The organism is Sphingobacterium sp. HMA12 (assembly GCF_002933815.1).
Classification (GTDB): domain Bacteria; phylum Bacteroidota; class Bacteroidia; order Sphingobacteriales; family Sphingobacteriaceae; genus Sphingobacterium.
On the sequence record NZ_BEYR01000001.1, the window covers coordinates 574,257 to 594,721 of the forward strand.

Annotated in this window: 20 protein-coding genes; 14 read left to right on the plus strand and 6 right to left on the minus strand. The window is 37.3% G+C overall.

All coding sequences use genetic code 11. The annotated features are described in order from the left end of the window. Positions 1 to 84: 84 nt before the first annotated feature. The gene (locus tag HMAT_RS02325) at positions 85 to 597 is read right to left on the minus strand and encodes a GNAT family N-acetyltransferase (RefSeq protein WP_104381193.1); all 513 of its coding nucleotides are present in this window, start codon (positions 595 to 597) and stop codon (positions 85 to 87) included. A 498-nt stretch (positions 598 to 1,095) separates the two neighbouring features. On the opposite strand from HMAT_RS02325, the gene HMAT_RS02335 reads away from it, so the two are divergent. The 5 genes from HMAT_RS02335 to HMAT_RS02355 all read left to right on the plus strand — a co-directional run bounded on the left by HMAT_RS02335 (position 1,096) and on the right by HMAT_RS02355 (position 5,232). Beyond that, complete coding sequence (locus HMAT_RS02335) at positions 1,096 to 2,076, plus strand: tol-pal system YbgF family protein (RefSeq protein ID WP_104381195.1); 981 nt, start codon at positions 1,096 to 1,098, stop codon at positions 2,074 to 2,076. Positions 2,077 to 2,625: 549 nt separating this feature from the next. Then, positions 2,626 to 3,213 carry a Crp/Fnr family transcriptional regulator gene (locus tag HMAT_RS02340; RefSeq protein ID WP_104383270.1) on the plus strand — a complete coding sequence of 196 codons (588 nt, stop codon included), beginning with the start codon at positions 2,626 to 2,628 and terminating at the stop codon, positions 3,211 to 3,213. A gap of 52 nt (positions 3,214 to 3,265) precedes the next feature. Beyond that, on the plus strand, positions 3,266 to 3,946 hold the full coding sequence (locus tag HMAT_RS02345) for an MBL fold metallo-hydrolase (protein ID WP_104381196.1): 681 nt from the start codon (positions 3,266 to 3,268) through the stop codon (positions 3,944 to 3,946). Between the two features lie 108 nt (positions 3,947 to 4,054). Then, the gene (locus tag HMAT_RS02350; protein WP_104381197.1) at positions 4,055 to 4,657 is read left to right on the plus strand and encodes a DUF4375 domain-containing protein; all 603 of its coding nucleotides are present in this window, start codon (positions 4,055 to 4,057) and stop codon (positions 4,655 to 4,657) included. Between the two features lie 176 nt (positions 4,658 to 4,833). Next, positions 4,834 to 5,232: a hypothetical protein gene (locus tag HMAT_RS02355; RefSeq protein ID WP_104381198.1), complete on the plus strand. Its 399-nt coding sequence runs from the start codon at positions 4,834 to 4,836 to the stop codon at positions 5,230 to 5,232. Between the two features lie 38 nt (positions 5,233 to 5,270). Here the strand turns inward: HMAT_RS02355 and HMAT_RS02360 are convergent, their stop codons facing one another. From HMAT_RS02360 to HMAT_RS02375, 4 genes are all read right to left on the minus strand, one after another. Beyond that, positions 5,271 to 5,741 carry a DinB family protein gene (locus HMAT_RS02360; RefSeq protein ID WP_104381199.1) on the minus strand — a complete coding sequence of 157 codons (471 nt, stop codon included), beginning with the start codon at positions 5,739 to 5,741 and terminating at the stop codon, positions 5,271 to 5,273. Between the two features lie 276 nt (positions 5,742 to 6,017). Then, positions 6,018 to 7,703 carry a tetratricopeptide repeat protein gene (locus HMAT_RS02365; protein WP_104381200.1) on the minus strand — a complete coding sequence of 562 codons (1,686 nt, stop codon included), beginning with the start codon at positions 7,701 to 7,703 and terminating at the stop codon, positions 6,018 to 6,020. Between the two features lie 26 nt (positions 7,704 to 7,729). Beyond that, on the minus strand, positions 7,730 to 8,734 hold the full coding sequence (locus tag HMAT_RS02370; RefSeq protein WP_104381201.1) for a hypothetical protein: 1,005 nt from the start codon (positions 8,732 to 8,734) through the stop codon (positions 7,730 to 7,732). A gap of 36 nt (positions 8,735 to 8,770) precedes the next feature. Next, positions 8,771 to 9,280 (minus strand): hypothetical protein, encoded by a 510-nt coding sequence (locus HMAT_RS02375; RefSeq protein ID WP_104381202.1) that lies wholly within the window; start codon positions 9,278 to 9,280, stop codon positions 8,771 to 8,773. A 308-nt stretch (positions 9,281 to 9,588) separates the two neighbouring features. Between HMAT_RS02375 and HMAT_RS02380 the strand changes: the two genes are divergently transcribed. The 3 genes from HMAT_RS02380 to HMAT_RS02390 all read left to right on the plus strand — a co-directional run bounded on the left by HMAT_RS02380 (position 9,589) and on the right by HMAT_RS02390 (position 12,858). Beyond that, positions 9,589 to 11,547: a histidine kinase gene (locus tag HMAT_RS02380; protein WP_233789091.1), complete on the plus strand. Its 1,959-nt coding sequence runs from the start codon at positions 9,589 to 9,591 to the stop codon at positions 11,545 to 11,547. Positions 11,548 to 11,552: 5 nt separating this feature from the next. Continuing rightward, positions 11,553 to 12,290, plus strand: a complete 738-nt coding sequence (locus HMAT_RS02385; protein ID WP_104381204.1) for a LytTR family DNA-binding domain-containing protein — start codon at positions 11,553 to 11,555, stop codon at positions 12,288 to 12,290. Positions 12,291 to 12,432: 142 nt separating this feature from the next. Beyond that, positions 12,433 to 12,858: a hypothetical protein gene (locus HMAT_RS02390; protein ID WP_104381205.1), complete on the plus strand. Its 426-nt coding sequence runs from the start codon at positions 12,433 to 12,435 to the stop codon at positions 12,856 to 12,858. Between the two features lie 51 nt (positions 12,859 to 12,909). Here the strand turns inward: HMAT_RS02390 and HMAT_RS02395 are convergent, their stop codons facing one another. Further along, on the minus strand, positions 12,910 to 13,269 hold the full coding sequence (locus HMAT_RS02395) for a DUF4240 domain-containing protein (protein WP_104381206.1): 360 nt from the start codon (positions 13,267 to 13,269) through the stop codon (positions 12,910 to 12,912). A 568-nt stretch (positions 13,270 to 13,837) separates the two neighbouring features. Between HMAT_RS02395 and HMAT_RS02400 the strand changes: the two genes are divergently transcribed. The 6 genes from HMAT_RS02400 (at position 13,838) to HMAT_RS02425 (ending at position 20,401) form a co-directional block, all read left to right on the plus strand. Continuing rightward, on the plus strand, positions 13,838 to 14,134 hold the full coding sequence (locus HMAT_RS02400; protein WP_104381207.1) for a hypothetical protein: 297 nt from the start codon (positions 13,838 to 13,840) through the stop codon (positions 14,132 to 14,134). A gap of 506 nt (positions 14,135 to 14,640) precedes the next feature. Beyond that, positions 14,641 to 16,059, plus strand: a complete 1,419-nt coding sequence (gene gndA / locus HMAT_RS02405; protein WP_104381208.1) for an NADP-dependent phosphogluconate dehydrogenase — start codon at positions 14,641 to 14,643, stop codon at positions 16,057 to 16,059. A 9-nt stretch (positions 16,060 to 16,068) separates the two neighbouring features. Beyond that, positions 16,069 to 17,550, plus strand: coding sequence for a glucose-6-phosphate dehydrogenase (gene zwf, locus HMAT_RS02410; protein ID WP_104381209.1), 1,482 nt, complete (start codon positions 16,069 to 16,071; stop codon positions 17,548 to 17,550). A gap of 17 nt (positions 17,551 to 17,567) precedes the next feature. After that, the gene (gene pgl / locus HMAT_RS02415; RefSeq protein WP_104381210.1) at positions 17,568 to 18,296 is read left to right on the plus strand and encodes a 6-phosphogluconolactonase; all 729 of its coding nucleotides are present in this window, start codon (positions 17,568 to 17,570) and stop codon (positions 18,294 to 18,296) included. A gap of 387 nt (positions 18,297 to 18,683) precedes the next feature. Then, a complete protein-coding gene (locus HMAT_RS02420) occupies positions 18,684 to 19,601 on the plus strand; it encodes a hypothetical protein (RefSeq protein WP_104381211.1) in 918 nt (305 codons plus the stop codon). Next, a complete protein-coding gene (locus HMAT_RS02425) occupies positions 19,580 to 20,401 on the plus strand; it encodes a hypothetical protein (protein WP_104381212.1) in 822 nt (273 codons plus the stop codon). The genes HMAT_RS02420 and HMAT_RS02425 overlap by 22 nt, the downstream gene beginning before the upstream one ends. Positions 20,402 to 20,465 lie beyond the last annotated feature (64 nt).

A 20,465-nucleotide genomic window follows, 5' to 3' on the forward strand; every position in this document is an offset into this window, starting at 1 on the left:
CATTTCGAACCAAATGTGATGAGGGAAAATTATAAAGGTTATAGGTCAAATGTATTGGAGAAAGGCAAAATTCTCGGTATATTATTATAACTCTAGTATATAATATAGTACGTCTTCTGTCGTGCCATCTAACCAATGAATAGATTCCCGATAGGTATATTTGAAACCTGCCCGTTGGTTGGCCGCTTTTGAAATAAGATTGCTTTCCCTATGGCTCGTCGTCAATCTTTTCAATTTTAAAAGGGAAGCACTTTGCATTCTGATTCGATATAAAAGTGAAGACAGCCCTAATCCACGATATTCTTTTTTGATATAAGATTGACCCAGATAAGCTTCATCTTTATTAGATAATAATATACTTGTCATACCGATAGGTTCAGTATTTTTAAAAAGGGCGAAAACCAATCTCGGATATTTTACCCGTTCCTCCCATTCAGTATCTGTAAGTGTCGTTTCAGCAGGTGTACTGGATCTGAACATTGTCGGTTCTGTCTGAATGGCTTCCAGACGCATAGACTTATAAAGAAGAGCTTCATTATCGCCAAGCTGCCGAATATTAAATTCTCCTTCGCTTATTTGTAAGAGTTCATGTGACATTATATTATCCGTTAAAAGTCTTATTATTCAAAATTACGGATTGGTTGTGATATTGGTCTTCTTTTGCAGTGAAAAAAATGGATAGCGTGCCAAACGCTTTTATCTTAATTAAGGATTCAAAATTGCTTTCAAAATATATAATAATGCCATAAAAAACAGGTGTTCCGAAGCAGCAACTTTGTTGGAGTTTGCAAAAGTGCATTGCAATGTTATTGGAATATTCCCGATTTACATACACCATGTTTTCCTGCGAAAGGGCCCTTATCAGCCATACTTTTGCCATACACGTAAAAATCAAAAAAAATATGGCAAACCAATTTTTAATTAAAGAAACAATGACAGTTATGAGAGGTATATCAGCGGCTGAAATTACGTGTCGCTGTCAATATGCCCGTATATCCTCATTGCGCTAGTTCAGATCGTCAATTTTATCGTTGCCTGTTTCGATATCATTATGTAATTTTATTACGCTATAGGCCATATACTATTTTAATTTACATGAAGACCATATTTGTTTTAGTCTCACTGCTATTCGTTTATCCATTGTTCGCGCAAAGCGATAAATTGTTAGGTAGATGGGTTTTAGACTTTGCATTGACTGAAGACAATTCGCTTGTTCCTCTAGATCATCCCTATTTTTCCAACGAGGTTATCTATGAAATAAGTCCGAATAAGATGAAGATATCAGCTTTTACATTTGACACAAAATATATTGGCGATAATGAGATCGACTTGGGGCACATGAAGCTAAGTTATACATTCAATGAGAGCTATTTGACCGTTGTCGAGAAGGACACTAAAATCAAACTCTATTTTTTAAAAAGAGACGATTTTGTTAAAAAATACCCGGAATTTGAAGAAAAACGCATACTTAGTGAGGGCAGAGAATTATATGTCGCTAATATGCTTTCCAAATTAGTATTTGATAATGGTACAATAGATCCCAATTCGTGCATCACTAACGGGGCATCACTATTGAAAAAGAAAACCTCCAAAAATTACTTTATGAAGGCAGCATTTATTCTTGACCAGCACAATCAGATTTCAAATATTGTTGTTTCAAACATTGAAGAGGATGACATCAGGCAACAAGTCATCAAATCGATACAACGTTGTGGTAAATTTTATAAAAATTATACGGGGAAAGATTTGTTGGTCACACTTCCTTTTAATTTTTTTAAAATGTATGAGTTTTTTAATCCCGAAGCCAAAAGAGTTTATCGGGCCTATCAACAGGGAGAAGAATGGTTCGGAAATTCGGAATTTGAAAAAGCAATCTTTGAATATGAAAAGGGTATTGATACAAAAATTGATATAGAGCGGTACGGAAATGTATTTTATGACGATTATATTATCCACCTTGGAATTGCATATTTAGCGACCAATCAAAAGGAAAAAGCTGCATCGACATTTCGAAAGTTGGGCGATGAAACGAATTTTAAGATTCGGAACTATTTACGTTTCTATTGTCAATCTTAAAAGATGGAAAACCTACTGACAACCCCTATGTGGAGTCCCACGGAGGTTGGTGGGGAACTGATGTTATTTATTCTCCAGAATCTGATGCTACAATTACGGTTTTTACGTTATAAAAAGACTTTCAACATATCATTAATCCCGTTATAGGAAAGGAATTTCAAAAGCTATTGGTTAATACAGCAGAGATAGGATAAATTATTTCCTGCCATCACAGCAAATCGGGTAACATTCAATTTCAGGATGTAATCCTATAAACAATGAAATATGGCCTTATTCAACCATGGTATTTAGCTGAAGGAAGGGAATCGGACGCAGGTTACAAAAAATAACGCTCGACTGGTATTTTTCCAAGGGAAAAGAATTTGTTTGGTTTGGAACGACCCCATATACAAAATAAGAATTCTATACGAAATCAGGTTAGGTAAAGAACGGATTCCAGGACTGGAATGATGAATATAAGAATCCGGCGAAACCGAAATTTCGATACCTTTGCGAACGAGCGCCAGACGGACATTCACGATGAAATTAAAAGAAAGAAAAAATTGCCCAATGACTGATATATTTAAAAATTACCTGTCCTTAACAGGGATACTCTCAGCCGAGGAAATTAACTTTTCTGCAAATTTCTTCAAACCGATCTGCTTGAAAAAGGGTGATTTTTTTATTCGAGAGGGTGATACTTGCCGTTATGTTGGATTTATTGTTCGTGGCGCTGTAAAGGCATATGCTATTGACAAAGAAGGAAAAGAAAATATAACCTGCTTCAAGTTTGAAAATGAATTTGCCACCTCGTTTCCGGAATTTGTGGCGCAGGAAAAATCCAGAAGGAGTATCAGGGCGATAGAAGATAGTATAATCTATGGAATAAGCTTTCAGGATTATCTGCAGCTGCTTGGTCAGGTTACCTCCTGGAACGGTATTATAAAATCGGTGATGGAGCGGGAGTATAGCCAAAAGGAACTTTACCTGCTGAATTACAATAATAAGACTGCTGTGGATAAATACCGTCATATCTTGATTAACGAACCGATGCTCGTCCGGCGTGTAGCGACACAAGATTTGGCATCGTACCTAGGCGTGACGCAAAGGTCGCTTACCCGGGCCAAGGGGCAATTGCATAGACACAAGGAATTATAGGACAAATGTCCTTATGTAGTCCGGATCGGGGATGTAGATTTGCAAAAAAAATATGTTACGTCACATTGCTCCCGAGGTGGTTCAGATTTCACTGATGCCACGAAATAGTATTAACTGCTATATTATCGAAGGTGTATTGATAGACTCCGGAATACGGAGTTCGTATACTACTGTAAAGAAAGCCCTCGAGGAAATACCCGTTTACCAACATATTCTTACGCATGCGCATGCGGATCACCAAGGCTGTAGCGATCAGTTATGTCAAGAGTTTTCGATACCATTGCTCTGTCATCCTGACGAAGTTTCTAGGACCGAAACGGGTCTGGTAACCAAAGACTATCCAAGGCCGCAACATTGGATAGCAAGGCTTCAACAAAAGTATTGGGCAGGGCAGGGACATCAAGTCCGCGGAACAATTGTTGAGAACGATAAGATCGGAAACTTTCAGGTTATAGAGACACCCGGACATTCGGCAGGCCATATCTCTTTATTCCGTGAGCGAGATGGTGTCCTTATTATTGGAGATGTGGCAACAAATATGAACCTGCTCACAACTGTCGCCGGTCTACGGCTTCCGCCAAGCCTATTCACCACCGATCAGCAGCGCAACATTAAATCGCTCCAGAAACTGGCGAAATTGAATCCTTCCCTTATCTGTTTCGGTCACGGACCGATCTTGATTAATAAAAATCGGAAGTTTGAGCAATTTGTGGCTAAATGCAGCGAGCTTTAATATCAAATAGGGCCGCGTGAGTAGGATAGGGGTATGTTTTAAGCTGATCAACACGTTACATGCATGAATAGGATTATTGCATATCTTTGAGTACTAAAAAGTTTTAAGATGATAAAATCAATGAGACGACAAATTATTGTCATAGGAGTTATAATAATGATTTTAAATTTATTTGGCTGTTCTGAACGTACTAAGCAAAACAATAGTAAGCCATCAATCGAGCGCCAATTAACCGAACAAATTATTGATACGACTTCAGATGACATGTTATTAGAAGTCGTTTATAATAATCTCTTTCACAAGCTATTGGCAGCAAATGATAAAGAATACGAAATCGTCATGTCTTGGAACAAATCAAGACAAGCAATTTATATGATCGTCCAATTAGAAGCAGAAGTAAATAATGGTGGCTATAATCAATTTTATTTCAATTCAAGCGGTCAATTTGCGCAAGCATTGCCAGATGCGTTGAAATTAGTCGGCGCAACTAAATTTGCTGATTTGACCGAGCGAGCAAATAACACGTTTGAAAAAGATAAATCGAAAATAACTGAACATCAGGATGGCACGATAGAGGGATTTAGTAAATCCTATGAGAACAATCCGTTGCACAAATTTGATGATGAATTCTACAAACTTAATGACACCAAAAATTTGCAAAAAATTCAGGTTGACTACATCCGAAAGAACAAGAAAGAGTTTACTGATTAAGTCCCAAGTTATCCTGATAAGCAGTTGAATAAATAGTGAGCTTCTTCCAAAAAAATGTTCATATTGATGATATTATGTTTTATATACCAAAAAATAGTGATTCTTTGAAAGTTGTTGTTGATCAAAACTCAGTAAAACCATCTTATCTTTAAACTATTTTACTTCTAAAAATAAATATGTCAAAATCTCAATCTTCCAATGGTTGTGCAGCAATTTCTGTTTTATCGGTTGCCATTATTTTTTTTATAGGAATTATCCTTTTTCTTACCCAAAAATCATATTTAGTTAATTATTTTGGAGAATCGTCAACCGGTGAAATTGTTAGAATAGATAGTATTCACCAAGGATATTACAAATACGAATTTCAATACGGTATAAGACAATCAAATGGAAAATTTGCTGTTGTTACAGAAGGAAATTATAAAAACAAGAACCATCAATTAGGAGAAAAGGTAAAAATAAAAACGTACAAAAACGAGTCAGATTTTGAGGCCCAATCTCCAAATTTTTATTTGTTAATACCTTTACTTTTGGTGTTTGCTCTTTTTGTACGAATGTATTTTGTTTTCAGATAAATTCTAAATAATTAAAATAGATATGGCATAAATATATCTTATTTAATAAGAAGTTTTAAGTAGTTTAATATTATTCCACTGTGTTCGGCTTCGTGAAAGTTAGCAGCTTGAAGTGCTTGAATGTGATTATTTATAAAGATGCCAATCGGTAAGCTAAAAGGTTGGTAATTAACAAATACACCCGAGTCTAGATCTTTGCCCAGTTGATTTACTGTATACAGTAATAAATGTTTTATTTCATCAACGTCTGGAATACTTTTCCAAGTATGTGGGGAAGTCCCAATTTTGAATGTTTCCATAAATTCCTGTGATATGTACATTGGTAATCCACTACGCATATACATATGCCTCTGTTGAGATGTGATACAGTGACCAATTTGCCAAACTATATTATTATTAAAGTTCTCCGGAATTTTAAATAATATTTTGCTATCAACGGTTTCTATTAATTGTAATAACCTAGTTCTGCTCGCTTTTAGAATTTCAAATTCAAACAATTCATTAGTCATATTATTGATTAAGATTTTAAATCAATTTAGTAAACCTAATATAATGATGTTTGTTTTAAGTTTAAAATTGTGTGAAATATATATCTTAACGTCAGCGTAAATGCCCTAAAAAGTTTATACTAATTAGATTCTATTTTGGGTATTTCATCTTTATCTTTATACGGCAAATCTATAATGAATATGCACAAATAATCTAGAAATGACCTTAAGTAACAAGAAGCGCACTCATAGTGCGCTTCTTGTTTAATACTCTGTTACGGTTTAGAAAGCACTATTTTACTTGCCGAATAATTTGCTTAAAAAACCTCCAGATGAATTTTTATTCGCCTCTGCGATTTTTAAGTTCTCTATTGTGGTTGGCAAATTATTATATCTGATGGATTTTTTAAGGCATTCAATTGATTCATCATAGCGTTTCAGATCCAAAAAAGCAATGCCCATGTGTTCATAGATTTCAGCAATAACATCATCAGATACATTATCTTGCTGGGCTAGCGCCTGTATCGCATGGTCACCATAATGTAGTGTTTTTTTATTATCTCCCAAATGGTATGTACAATGTGTCGCCCAATAGTAACACCAGAAGTCTTGATTTCCTGAGAATATACTACGCTCAAAACTATCGCAGGCCGCTTCATTGTTTTTCATATAGGCAACTTGTAGATAACCCATATTATATAATGCAACCTGTATAGAACGATCCTGTTTTTTTTCTTTTGCAAAATTTAGTGCATACCCATAACATTCCATTGCTTTGCTGTAATCGCCTTCCTCTATAAATGAATTGGCCCTGCTGATGAGCAGGCTTGGATTATCCGGCATGCTTTCTAATAATCGATCTGTTTCTTTCGAAATGACTTCAGTCGGGCTTTGTGCACCTAAGGCACTTTCAGCCTTGGCTTTGTAAATATAGAAGTTTGTAAAGCAGCGCACTAGCTCTTGATCCTGGCTTATTGGATTGGTAGGATCGAGCTCATAATAGATTTCCAGGCCCAGGTTGATCCACTCCAGTGCTTCTTCATAGTTTTTCAGTTCCATATGTAAGTCACATATCGTATCAATTGTTGCGAAATAGGCCAATAAATCCATTTGGTCGCCAAAATCTTCGATTAGACATTCACCATCTTGTATCGCCAGCTCCAAGAGCCCTGCATCCAAATAAGCTCCAAATCTATTTTGTAGGATGATCATAAAGGAAGATTGATCTATACCTTCGGTACAAATTTCAATCGCATTTTGATGCTCTCCGCGAGATCGGAGCTCACTGGCGAGATTGTTACAGCACATGGCGAAGGTATGGGGATCATAATTGATGAAATCACCATTTCGCGCTACAATGGCATCTTTGTAGAGCTTATATGCCTGTTCATAGCATTGGTATTTTATTGTGGAGAGCCGTTGTGCCTGCCGAGCTGGCATAGCAGTATATTTACCTAATAGGTAGTTGATCTCAACACCGGCATTATAAGCCTCCATACCCGATGTTGTAAAAATGTCAATAGACAGCGTAGCAAAATCAGGGTTGGGGTTATGCTGGTTCTGCATGTTGAATAAGCGGATTTGTAAAACAGGAGAGGTAGCCAACTCAGCCGCTTTTTTGTAATATTTTTTTGCAGCCTCCCAATCCCTAAGCCAGTAAAGTGCCGATCCTGCGTGCCGGTTACAGTTGTAATTGTCAGGGTCTATATCCAAGCCTTTCTTACTCCATTGTACGCATTCGATAAGCGCTTTTTCCCTGTCGCTTTCAAACACTTCATTGTAATCAAGAGCTATAATACCGAGTATGGCATATAAATCCGGATTTGGTGATGCTTCAACGAGTGCTGAAATCTGTTTGAAAAGTGATTCTAGAATAGTTAGATCCTGAGGTAAGGCATTGCCTTGAATACAAATTTTGGATGCCGTAGCATAGTCTCCTTCAAATAACGCTTTTTCGGCCAGCTGTTGTATATATTGTTTCATATGGTGGATTGAAAAAATAAATATTTTTATTGTATTGTTTTCCAGCGCTGGAATAACTTTAATTTTTGTGTCAATAGAATAGAGACCTTTTTGTAAAGATCTTCGTCGAATACAATATCATTGAGAAACTGGTCCACGACGTCATAATTTTCCTCACTTAGGCGTTCAAATGTATCTTTTTGATTTAGAGCGGATAAAATGATGTCACGGAAATAGAAAGATACAGGATTGCCTTCTGGATCGGTCAACTTTCTATTGGTGGTGATGCTATACAAGAAAGATGATAAATATTCGACATCCGCTAATTGATTTTTCCAAAGATGGTTATTCAGGTGTTGCTCCACAAAATCTAAAATTTCTTCAGAATCAGGTTTCAAACCTTTTTTGTATAAATCTTTATCAATCAACAAAAGTTGGTTGTCAAATAGCCATTTGATAATAGCGGTGTGTCCCAATCTTAAAAAAGGGAAGTTTTCAAATTCATGGCTGCGATTAAAAAAATCTCTACTGATAATCTCTGACTCCTGCCTTATAGCGATCCAGCTGCTATAAAATGCATTTCCTTTACTACTTTGCGTATATTTTATGGTAATGATATTTTCCGTTCCTTCGGACATCGCATACGCTTTCTCAACCTCGTTTTCGTACGTTGGTTTTCCCATCAATTGCTCGACTTCTTCATGCGGAGCTTCAGGTAATGGCAATACATCCCAAAAGTCCTTTGGTTTAGAATCGGGATGTTTACTCGAATGATCGACATGGGTAAACATAATACTGCATAAGTAGGCTACAAACTTGCCGCTATCATTGCTTGTGCTTATCGGTGGTTGAAAATGATCATTTTTTATGTCATATTTAAACCAAAAAGAAATATTTAATGGTCTATAGATGATACTTTTTATGCCTTGGTTGGCTGTTATGGTTTTGGGTAGTTTCCCTAATGCATAACGCTCGAAGAACTGGACTATTTTAGGATCGGTGGAAGGTAGACCTAGTAATGCTATTAGCTCGCTCTGTTTTAAGGTATTCATGCCTTTATTATAGTATATTTTTTACTTAAGGAGATTTTATTTTAACGATGGCGTATTTAACCCTGTTAGCATTACACCATCAATAATTAATGATTTGCAACTAAGGTTCATGAAGGAGGTCTCATCATCGTTGACAAAATTGTCATTCATACCGTCCATCACTACTGACTTCAATTCTATTTTTCGAGATGGAAGCTTACCATAAGAATCCGTTACTGTGATCTGACCGTTCAGGGTTGTGTTTTTTTTCATAAACAGACGTAATAAGGGTATGTCTAATCGGTCGAAAGTAATAACGATATAACAGGGATTGTAGTCATCGGCTACTTGCTGATTCACGGAGTCTTTGGCTGTCATTGTCGATGGTTTATTGAACGAGATAGAAACCGTCGTTAGGTTTGAAATGGTTGTCTCTTTGCCATCTTGTAATGATAATTCAATCTTCATTCTATTTCGCTCCCATTGTTGGGCATGGGATATATTGACAAAGAATATAGTGGTAAGGAACAGCAGAAGCACAGGCTTGAATTGTGTAGAGATTTTCATGTTTTTTTTAATTTACTATACAAGATTAATTATTCAATAACAGACTAGATCGTATTGATTTGTAATCGGTAGGTTTGAATATGCATTTGGCTTGTGTGGCTTTTTAATCATTTCTTGTCAACGTTTGTCGATATATCTGCATATTCATTTATAGATTGGAAAACAATATGCTGAGGGTACCGATTTCCACCATTTAAGACTTTATTTATTAAATTAGCAGGCTCTTAATAAACTGAATGGAAGCAATTTTTAAGTTTTTGAATATCTATTTGGCTACCAGGCGAACAGCTTTGTCAATTCTAGTTCTGATGTTTATACTTCTTTGTACCATGAAGGTTTCTGCACAGAAACAGATTCAGATTGAGAAAATGGCTGCAGAAGGTTACGCGATGCGCTTCTCTGACACCATTGCAAGTTTGCGTATTCAGAAGGAAGCTCTTTTTCTTGCAAAAAAAAATAATAGCAGGGTTGATGAAGCCATATGTTATGCCTATCTGGCTATGACCTATAGACGTCTTCTCCAACTTAAGGAATTCACCAGGTATGCAGAACAGTCTTATGGAATAGCTAACACAACAGCTGATAACCGCGCGATTGCCTATTCAAATTGGGCTATGGGGCTTCTGCGGTCTTATATTGACGATAAGGCAGGAGCTGTGGATTATATGCTGAAAGCATATGGTTTATTCACGCAGTTGAATGAATATTCTTACTGTGCTAAAATAGGAGCAGATGTTTCTTATCTCTTTTATCCAGGCTCAGAAGTTAACGTGAGGAAATATGCAGACGAAGCACTCCGCTTTGCAGAGAAATCCAATGATCCGGAAAGTATATTACATGCCCGGTTGGCGGTTGGAAGCTATCTGCTGGAAAGCGCTTCTTCTAATGACTCATTATTATGGAAGAAGGCCGTCTCTTTTTATAAAGAGACTATCCATCAAGCGGAGCAGGTTGAGGAATTCATTGTCAGCAAAAGTAATATTGGTATCGCTCATCTAAACATAGCCGTGTTGTATATGAATGCTCCTAAGCCTATTGATGAAAAAGCATTTTTATCTCATCTGGAACAAGCGACCCATATAGGCAGAAAGTATAACTTACGGAATATTTACCGCAGTTCGCTAGGGCTCCGAGGACAATTTTTTATACAGAAAGGGGACTATCGGACTGCTGAAAATCTTTTTAAAGAAGGAATAGCCTATCAACAGACATTACCTTACAAAGATAACGATTTATTGGCTGCATTTTTTGGATGTCTTAAGGAGCTTGCTTCGAAAGAAAAAGATTATGCCGCATACCATGAGTATGATACCTATTTCAATAAGTACAATAAGTTGAAGTATGATGAGGAGATGCAAAAGATATTGCAGAATACCGATGCCAGGTTTGAGTCAGAGAAAAAATTGGAATTGATCAAACAGTTGGAAAAGGAAAATGAACTTGAAAAAAAGAACAAATTTTTGGGCTATGGCATCTCCGGAGTTCTTTTGGCGGGTTTAGTATTTATGTACAGATCTTATTATTACAGACAACGATATTATCAAAATAGGGAAGATATCCTGCGGCAAAAGCAGACTAATAGCGAGTTAAAGGTTCAGTTGATGGAAAAGGAATCCTTGGAGATCTTGGCAGATAAATTGTCAATCGAGCGAAGATTACTCCAGTCTCAGATGAACCCTCATTTTATTTTCAATCTTTTGGGGAATATCCAAAGTATGATTCTGAAAAATGACAGGTTAATAGCCATTTCCTATCTGGGTAAATTTGCTAAACTGACCCGACAGGTATTGGAACAATCGCGTATGGATCGTATATGCCTGGAGCTAGAGATTCAAACATTGAAGAATTATATGGATCTGCAACAATTGCGCCTTAATCATAGTTTTGATTACTGTGTTGACATGGATGAAACAGTTGATCCGAATGTACATATACCGCCATTGCTCTTGCAGCCCTTTGTCGAAAATGCAATTGAACATGGATTGAAGCCTCTGGCCGATTTACGGCATGGATTTTTGAAGATTTCATTTCACCTCCGTATGGATGCTGATGTTCTTGAATGTACAATTACAGACAATGGGATTGGCTTAGAGGAGTCAAGAAGCAAAAAAAAGAATGCGCCACATACCTCCTTATCGACAAGGATAACGGATGAAAGGCTCGCTCTCCTATACCCAAATAATCTATTTGTCCAATTAAAAATGACTGATAGAAAGGACGTTGATGGAGCAGGGTGCCTCGTCTTTTTATCGATTCCTTTAATTTAAACACTATGTATAAAACTATTATTGTAGAAGATGAATATTATCTGAGAGAAGCATTATCGATTTTATTGGAAATGGTAGCACCGGAAAAAATACAGGTCATCGGTTATGCTGAAAATACTGAAGAAGCGGTCAAACTGATCGATCGGCTAAAGCCTGACCTGGTGTTTATGGATATCATCTTAAAACGAGGTACAGGTTTTGATGTGCTTAGCCAGATTTCCTACAAGGCGTTCCAGTTGATTTTTACCACGGCTTATGAGGAGCATGCCATTCGTGCTTTTAAGTTTAATGCGCTAGATTATTTGTTGAAACCTATTGACTCCGAAGACCTCAAAGGGGCAATAGATCGGTTGGTGGATCGGAAAGCACTGAAAGAATTAGATACCCATTTACAGCAACTCTCCACAGATTACAAAAAAATACCCGATAGGATTGTATTACCTACCCAAGAAGCTATGCATGTAGTCAAGGTGGATGATATTCTGCGATGTGAAACCTCAGGTTCTTACACTACATTTATGCTGGTGGATGGTAAGAAGATTATTGTTTCCAAGCCGCTCAAACATTATGAAGATGTCCTTATTCTCCCTCAGTTTATGCGTGTACATCAGTCCCATATGATTAATTTGAAATATGTAGTCAGCTATTCAAGAGAGGGTATTGTACATATAGAAGATGGAACTTCAATACCCATATCGCGGTCCAATAAAGAAATATTTTTTAAACACATGAAGCCGTCATAAGTTAAAATCGGTGGCTACAACCGTGGAAATTTAAATCAGGATTTTAGATGTTGCTCTCCTCCCCGTTGTTCAGACAGTCAAAAGTGGAGTTTCGGGCTTTGTTCGGGGGACATATACGATAGTAAATCTTGGGACAGTCACATTGGAAAATGCTGATGGAATAGCAACTTTAACTGCATTGGGTAATAATCAATGGAAAGTTACAAGAACTGGTGCTAATGCCGGTTTTGTAAAACTTAAGACGAAAAATTTAAAAGGTTATTCGGTTGAAAAAGGTATAGATGTGGGTGCACGTTTTAATATTTCAGCAAGACCTATTGTTAATCTGGGCCAGACTTATACGTATACTGTAGATGCGTCATTAGGGAATGTCAGTTTTTTTGTTGGTGGGGCAACTGTATTATCAACGACTGCAAATACCGTGAGAGCTAAAGTACTTAATTTTCATATTAAAGCCCTGACCTCACGAGCGATAGATTTGCCTATAACATTAAGTACGATTGAGATGGAAAATGAAAGAATAGTTTATCCAACGATTTCATTCCGATTGTTATATGCCAAAAAGTAAACAGGTTGAAATGTAACGATTCCAGATGTTAAGAGGCGACCTTTTTTATTGTTAGTAAATACCTGTCGATTCCCCATATTTTTCCATACAGACTTCATCCGCTATTCCATAAAGGATCTGATGTATATGATCATTGACACTGATTGGTGTATTTTTCGGACTCTCCAAAATTGAAAAATAAAAGTCCTTACCATTGCTTACAATCCAGTTTGCAATATCTTCCATTCCGTCTTCCGATTCCTCCATATAATCAGTATATGGTTCGCTCTGTAGTTCTACCGAAGCATCCACAAACTCTTCCTGGAATCTGATAAGCTCTTCCTTGGTAAAAGTACCAAGAATATCCTTTAGCTTTTCCCTGTCGAGAGCTGCACGTGCAATTATTGACCAAAATAAATCAGATGTTTCCATATTTTCCTTTTCTGCTTTCCATTCAAATATACATAGCCAGCATGAAAGAATAAAGATAAAAAGACAATGAAAAGAGCAATATTAATTTCGAATTATCTTTTGCTTCATAATACCCTTGATCTGCATGGAGAAGGTCGGGAGTTAGTTCGAAAAAGCGTTTAGCCTAGAGAATTTTGTCAAACGAACACAGGCAGGTATTGAACAGCTTGTTATCCTGATCCGTATCGGTTTCCTGCGTTTTACCGAGACAGGGAAGAAGCAATTGCTCTGGGAGACTCACCTATTGATGAGCAAACATAAGCCTGTCGCAGCAGGTATGGCATTTTCCTCGATGCCGAGGTACGCTTTTTTGATACCGTACACTTTCGGTTATCCTCTGCGCCGAAATGCCGCTAAAACCTGATCCGAGGATTGAGTAGGTTGAAATATGAAGTAATATCATTTTTATCTGCTAAAAATATTAGTATAAATATATTTATTTACTTATATTTGTGTTATTAACCAATTTAAAAACAATATATTATGAGTGAATTAAAGCAGTCTAAATATATCGATATCACGACAGATTATGGCTTTAAAAAAGTTTTTGGAGGAACGTGAGATGTACAATGTAAGTTTAAGGAATAAATGGGATGCGGAGAGTATCCGAAGTAGTCAGGAAGAGCTATTGAAAAGAGCGCGCGAAAAAGCCATGGCGGAGGGAAGAGCAGAAGGAGAAGCTAAGGGAAAAGCAGAAGGAAAGGCTGAAGTAATAAAAAAACTTTTGTCTTTGAATAAGTTTTCGAATTCGGAGATTGCCGAACTATCGAACGTCACTGTAGAATTTGTAAATGGGATCCAGGAGGAGATAGCTAAAGGAAAATAAAGCAAGTCACCAAAATTTCTTTTCGCGAGCTCGGAGAATCGGGCTATGTCGACTTTGTGCTGCAGCGCCTTGAGTGGCCTGATGGAAAGCACCATTGTGAAGCTTTCGACTGGGAGGGACTGCCTCCATTGGTCCAACTCCGACTGAACCCGAATTGAATATAGAGCAAAACCACCCTTTTTTAAATCCAGCGGAATTTGTCAGCGAATATCTCGAACCATTTAGTGCGAGTTCAGCTGTAGAAGTAACCTGGGATTTTGTATTTCAAATCTCGACTTTTCGGTATATCCCACATACCGCTTACATACACCTTGTTTTCCTCAGAAAACCTAGTTCACAGCCATACTTTTGCTATACACATAAAAACAAAAGAATATGGCTAATTAATTTTAATTAAAGAAACTATGGCGGATAACTCGTGTAACGATTGAAAGAAAATTTTACATAATTTTTTTACTGGCATGCATTTCAGTAAATTTGATTTATAACATAAACTTTAAGTAAGAATGGAAAAGTATAATTACGGGGTCATTGGTCTGGGTGTAATGGGAAGAAATCTGCTTTACAATATTGCCGATAATGGTTTTTCTGCCGTAGGATTCGATTTAGATGAAGAAAAGGTAATAGAACTTCGCAAAGGAGTGGCTTCAGGTACAAAGGTTGTTGGAGCTGTTTCTCTAGAGGAATTTGTGTTAAGTTTAGACAGTCCGCGAAAAATTATTTTGATGGTTCCTGCAGGCAAACCGGTTGATGCTGTTCTTGAAAGCATAACACCGCTTTTAAGTCCTAAAGATGTTGTAATTGATGCGGGAAATTCTTATTTCAAAGATACCGAGAGACGTATAGCTGATTTAGCTTCTAAAAACCTTCATTTTATGGGAATGGGAGTTTCTGGAGGAGAGCAGGGCGCAAGAAGAGGACCTAGTATTATGCCGGGTGGAGATTTGGAAGTTTTCAATTTGGTGAAACCTATGCTGGAAGTTATTTCAGCAAAAGTAAACGGGGAACCTTGCACCGCCTATATGGGGAAAGGAGCTGCAGGGAATTATGTTAAAATGGTTCACAACGGAATTGAATATGCCATCATGCAATTGATCAGTGAAGCATACGATTTACTGAGAAAAGGAGCTAATCTTAACAATGAACAATTGTATGAAGTTTTCAAAAGATGGAATGAAGGCGAGATGAATTCTTTCCTTATTGAGATAACAAGAGATATTTTCCAGCAAAAAGATGATGTAACAGAAGGTTTTCTTGTCGACAAGATTTTAGATAAAGCAGGGGCAAAAGGAACCGGAAAATGGACCTCCGAGCAGGCTATGGAAATTGGGGTGTCTATTCCAACCATCGATATTGCAGTAACATCAAGAATTTTATCCGCTTATAAAGATGAGCGAGTGAAAGCATCTCAATTATATGCTAAAGAAGAAGTAAAAACTCCTGAAAATATAGAATTGTTCATCAAAGAGGTGGGGGATGCTTTGTATTTATCTACTTTAATCAGTTATGCTCAAGGTTTGGCATTATTGGTAAAAGCTTCTGAAGAATATCAGTTTGAAATTCCGTTAAAAGATGTTGTTAAAATCTGGAGGGGTGGATGTATCATCCGTTCTGTTTTATTGGAAAGATTTTATCTGGCTTATTCAAAATACGAGAACTTATCTAACATTTTATTGGATCAGGAAATTTCAGAAATTGTAAAAGGTAAAATTTCGTCATTAAGAAAAACAGCTGCTTTTGCTGTATCAAACGGAATTCCAAGCTTAGGAATTCAGTCAGCTCTAGGGTATTTCGAAGCTTACACCACAGCATCTTTGCCTGTCAACCTGCTTCAGGCTCAGCGTGATTATTTTGGTGCGCACACTTACCAAAGAACTGACAGAGAAGGAGTCTTTCATACTACATGGCAAAACCCAAATAACTAAATCCTAACAATGAGTGACAATACAATCCTGCATCCAACAACCATCGTTATTTTTGGTGCAACGGGGGATTTGGCAAAAAGAAAGCTTTTTCCTGCCTTTTACAATTTATATATCGATGGCAGAATGCCAAAAGGTTTTAATATTCTAGCTTTAGGAAGAGCCGAAAATACAGATGAAAAATTCAGCGCTTATATTAAAGAAAATCTGGAGAGTTTTTCCAGGAAGACTGTAATCAAGGAAGATTGGGCTGGTTTTCAGGCTCACATCAGCTATTTTCAGCATCAGCTTGATGAAGAAAGCTCTTATCAGAATTTATATCAGAAACTTGAAAATTTCGATAAAGTGTATGGAATGAGAGGAAACAGACTTTTCTATTTGTCCATTGCACCAAACTTTGTATCGGTAATTTCAAATCATCTTAAAAATACGTCAATAGCATCTGATCCTGCAACAGATCGAATTATTATCGAAAAACCTTTTGGCCACAATAAAGAATCTGCCATTGAGCTGAATAATCTTCTTTCACAAACTTTTCGGGAAGAACAGATTTATCGTATCGATCATTATTTAGGTAAAGAAACAGTTCAGAATATTTTGGCGTTCAGGTTCGGAAATTCAATTTTTGAACCTCTTTGGAACCACAGACATATAGAATCGGTGCAGATTACCGTTGCCGAAGAAGTAGGAGTGGAAACAAGAGCCAGTTTTTATGAGCAGACAGGAGCTTTGCGCGATATGATTCAGAACCATCTTTTGCAAATTCTTTGCATGGTTGCTATGGAACCTCCGGCCTCACTCGAATCAGGTGAGATCAGGGATCGTAAAGTTGATGTTTTAAAATCCATCCGTAGGATTTCTCCCGAAAAAGTAGATCATTATGCGGTAAGAGGACAGTACGGACGGGGCAAAGTAAATGGACTAAAAGTAAATGGCTATCGCCAGGAAGAGGGAATTGCTCCTGATTCCAATACGGAAACATTTGTCGCTATTAAGTTTTATCTGGATAATGAAAGATGGGAGGATGTTCCTTTTTATGTTCGTACCGGGAAGAAGATGAAAGAAAAGCATTCTTATATAACGATTCAGTTTAAGCCACTTCCAAATTCTACGTTTTCAGAAAGCACTTCGCTTCTGTCGGCTAACCGATTGGTTATTAATATCCAGCCACAAATGGACATCAGATTGCAGTTTATGTCTAAAAAGCCAGGTTTGTCTTTAGCGCTTAAACCTGTGGAAATGATTTTCGATAATTTTGCCTGTCAGAACGATACTCCCGAAGCTTATGAAACTCTTTTATTGGAAGCCCTTGTGGGAGACCTTACACTGTTTATGCGCTCTGATCAGGTAGAAGAAGCTTGGGACGTGATAAAAACGATACAGGAAACCTGGGAAAAAACCAAAGACCCATCTTTCCCAAATTATGCTTCAGGCAACTGGGGACCTGATGACAGTGATGCACTGGTAGAGCGACAAGGACATCAGTGGGTTTAAGATCTAATTAAAAGAAAATGAATATTACGATATTTGATAATCTGGATGCTTTGTATAAAAAAGCAGCTGATACATTTGTTGAGCTTTCGAAACAAGCAATCCAGAAGCATGATAAATTTGTGGTTGCGTTGAGTGGAGGCTCTTCACCGAAAGCCATCTTTAGTTTATTAGCTACTCCCGAATATGCAGATAAAATAATTTGGGACAAAATCCATTTTTTTTGGGTAGATGAAAGATGGGTTTCTCTTGAAGATGAGAAAAGTAATTTTAAGATGACTTTGGAAGTACTTTTGAATAAAGTTCCAGTCAATAAAAATCAGATTTTCCCCATGTATAAAGACGGAATTGAGCCTGAAAATTATGCTAAAGAATACGAAGCTCAAATCAGAAATGTTTTGGGAGCTGACGGTATTTTTGATTTCATCTTTTTAGGAATGGGGGATGATGGCCACACAGCTTCTCTCTTTCCAGGTGAAAAGATTTTACAAGAAAAGGAAAAATGGGTTGATGCCTACTATCTAAAGTCGCAGGAAATGTTTAGAATTACGCTGACTGAACCTATTATCAATAAAGCTGAAAATATTCTGATTGTTACATTTGGCAAATCCAAGAAAAACGCTTTGAATGAAGTTCTTAATGGTGTATATAATCCTGAACTATATCCGCTACAGTTAATTGAAAAGAAAGCAGGAGTCCAGATTTTTACGGATAAAGAGGCTGGAAACCCAGATATAAACCAGTTTTAGTTTCTGTTTCACCTATTAAGTTTAACGGTGACCTAGATGATTTACACTGGATTACTATCTTTCCCCGAAGTGATAAAAACTTTAAAAGCTTTAACGCAATACGTGTTCGTTAAGTATGATTGAACCCAATCATATGATAGACCATTGTTTAAAATGTGATGCGGTTAATGATGTAGATTGCTAATGAAAAAGCTTCACACTAATAACCGCTAGAGAAATGGAATATTTGTAAGATATTCCATTTTTTGTTTTAGAACTATTTCTAATTTGAAAAGAGCCTATAAGGACTTTTCGGTATCTCCCCAATACCGCTTAAATACACCTTGTTTTCCTCAGAAAGCCACCACCACAGCCATATTTTTGCTATACATATAAAAACAAAAGAATATGGCAAATCAATTTTTAATTAAAGAGACGATGGCGAGTATGAAAGCAATATCTGCCGCTGAAATCACAGCATTACAAAACGGAACTTATGAGGGAGTTCAGTTATTAGGTTATTATCAAAAAGGGGATACCTCAGCACCGATTGTTTATTATCGAGCCTCAACAACTCCAGATCCTGGACCGGATGATGGAGGTAGTATAATTGACTTAGGTACAGTCAAATTGGTTCATGAATTTAACAGCGTGGTCGATTCCAGTTATTTTGGCGTTTCAGAAACATTAGCGGATAATTCAACTTTGTTAGAAAAGAGTATATCGTATTGTAAGTTAAATAATCCATGTGTTTTAAAGTTGCCTAAAGGGAATATCAAGTATACGAGCTTGCCGAATTTAGGAAAGGGAATGGATGGTAATACCATTAAAGGCTATGCACCCAACATGACCGTTTTAGAGCACCTAGGTTCGGGTATCGCTTTCAATCTAAATGCTTTTGAGGGAGCCACAACCACTACTCCTTTTGCAAAAAATATTACGATACAAGATATTAATATCCTTGGAAATTCCAATACGACAACAGGGATCCATATCGAAGGATTAGCACGGTGTATATTCAAAAATATTAGAATAAATGGGGGAAGTACAACCGAGGGTATAAGCATAGTAAATGGTGCACAATTGTCTCATTTTTATAACCTGAGGAGTTCTTATAATGATGGTGCGGTATCGTATATGGGAATGCGTACAATAGCATCTTCCAGAGTGAACCAATCATCCAATTGTTCTAATAATACGTATTATGATATCCAACTGGAAGGACATCATACCGGCATTCAGCTGACACGTACTGATCAGAATACCTTTATAGGAGGCACTGTTGAATCATGTAAAGCAGAGGGATGTCCATCAGTGGAGGGTTAGCTGGAGGCGGTAGATATAATACCTTTATCGGTGTGGGTTTTGAGAGCTGTTTAGCAGACTATGATATTATTGATTCAGGTGAGCATAATTCGTTCATCGGTTGTTATGCTTTACGGGTTGAACTTCAAAGCAAGATGTCCAAGATTTCATCAGGGTATTACGATTTAATCAAGATCAGTTCGGGCACAGACAATATTCTCGAAAATGTTACTTATTCCCATTGGAAGCAGACACCAAATGGGCTATTGGATCCAGATCCAAATAAAAGAACAATAAAGATCAATACATATGATGCCAAGACGAGCAAAAAAGACGTTAACAATGGACGCTATGATGGTAGCGTCAGTGCTGATTCTTTTCGGACTAAAGCCATCGCCGATTACAAAGCCAATGTATCGACGGTCGACAGTTATGGTGGTTTTGTCCCATTTAACAACGGTGCGGCAATAGACCAGTATATATTTACAAATGGATCAGGTATAGCATTAAATCGGAGGGGTATTCAGGATACAACACCCGATATAGGAGCCTGGCGCCTATGGACTTCCGCCACAACGGATAATGATATTTTGTTTCTTAAGATGACTGCAAACAACGTTTGGACAGCATCCCAATTAGTATCCGACAAAACTTTGGCTACCCCTTCTAAGAAAGGTATTGTCAATCAGGCTGCTGTTTCTGCTGACACTGCTGTAGTATCTTCTGGTGCAACGCCGTCAAAAGCAGAGTATGACGCTTTGCTGGCTGAACTAAGGGATTTAAAGACGAAACTAAGAGCAGCTGGCATACTATCTACGTAATTGTTTGATACCTGTTTTAGTTAGTCTCCCTCTGCCTGTTAGAGGGAGGCTCTTTTATTTGGAG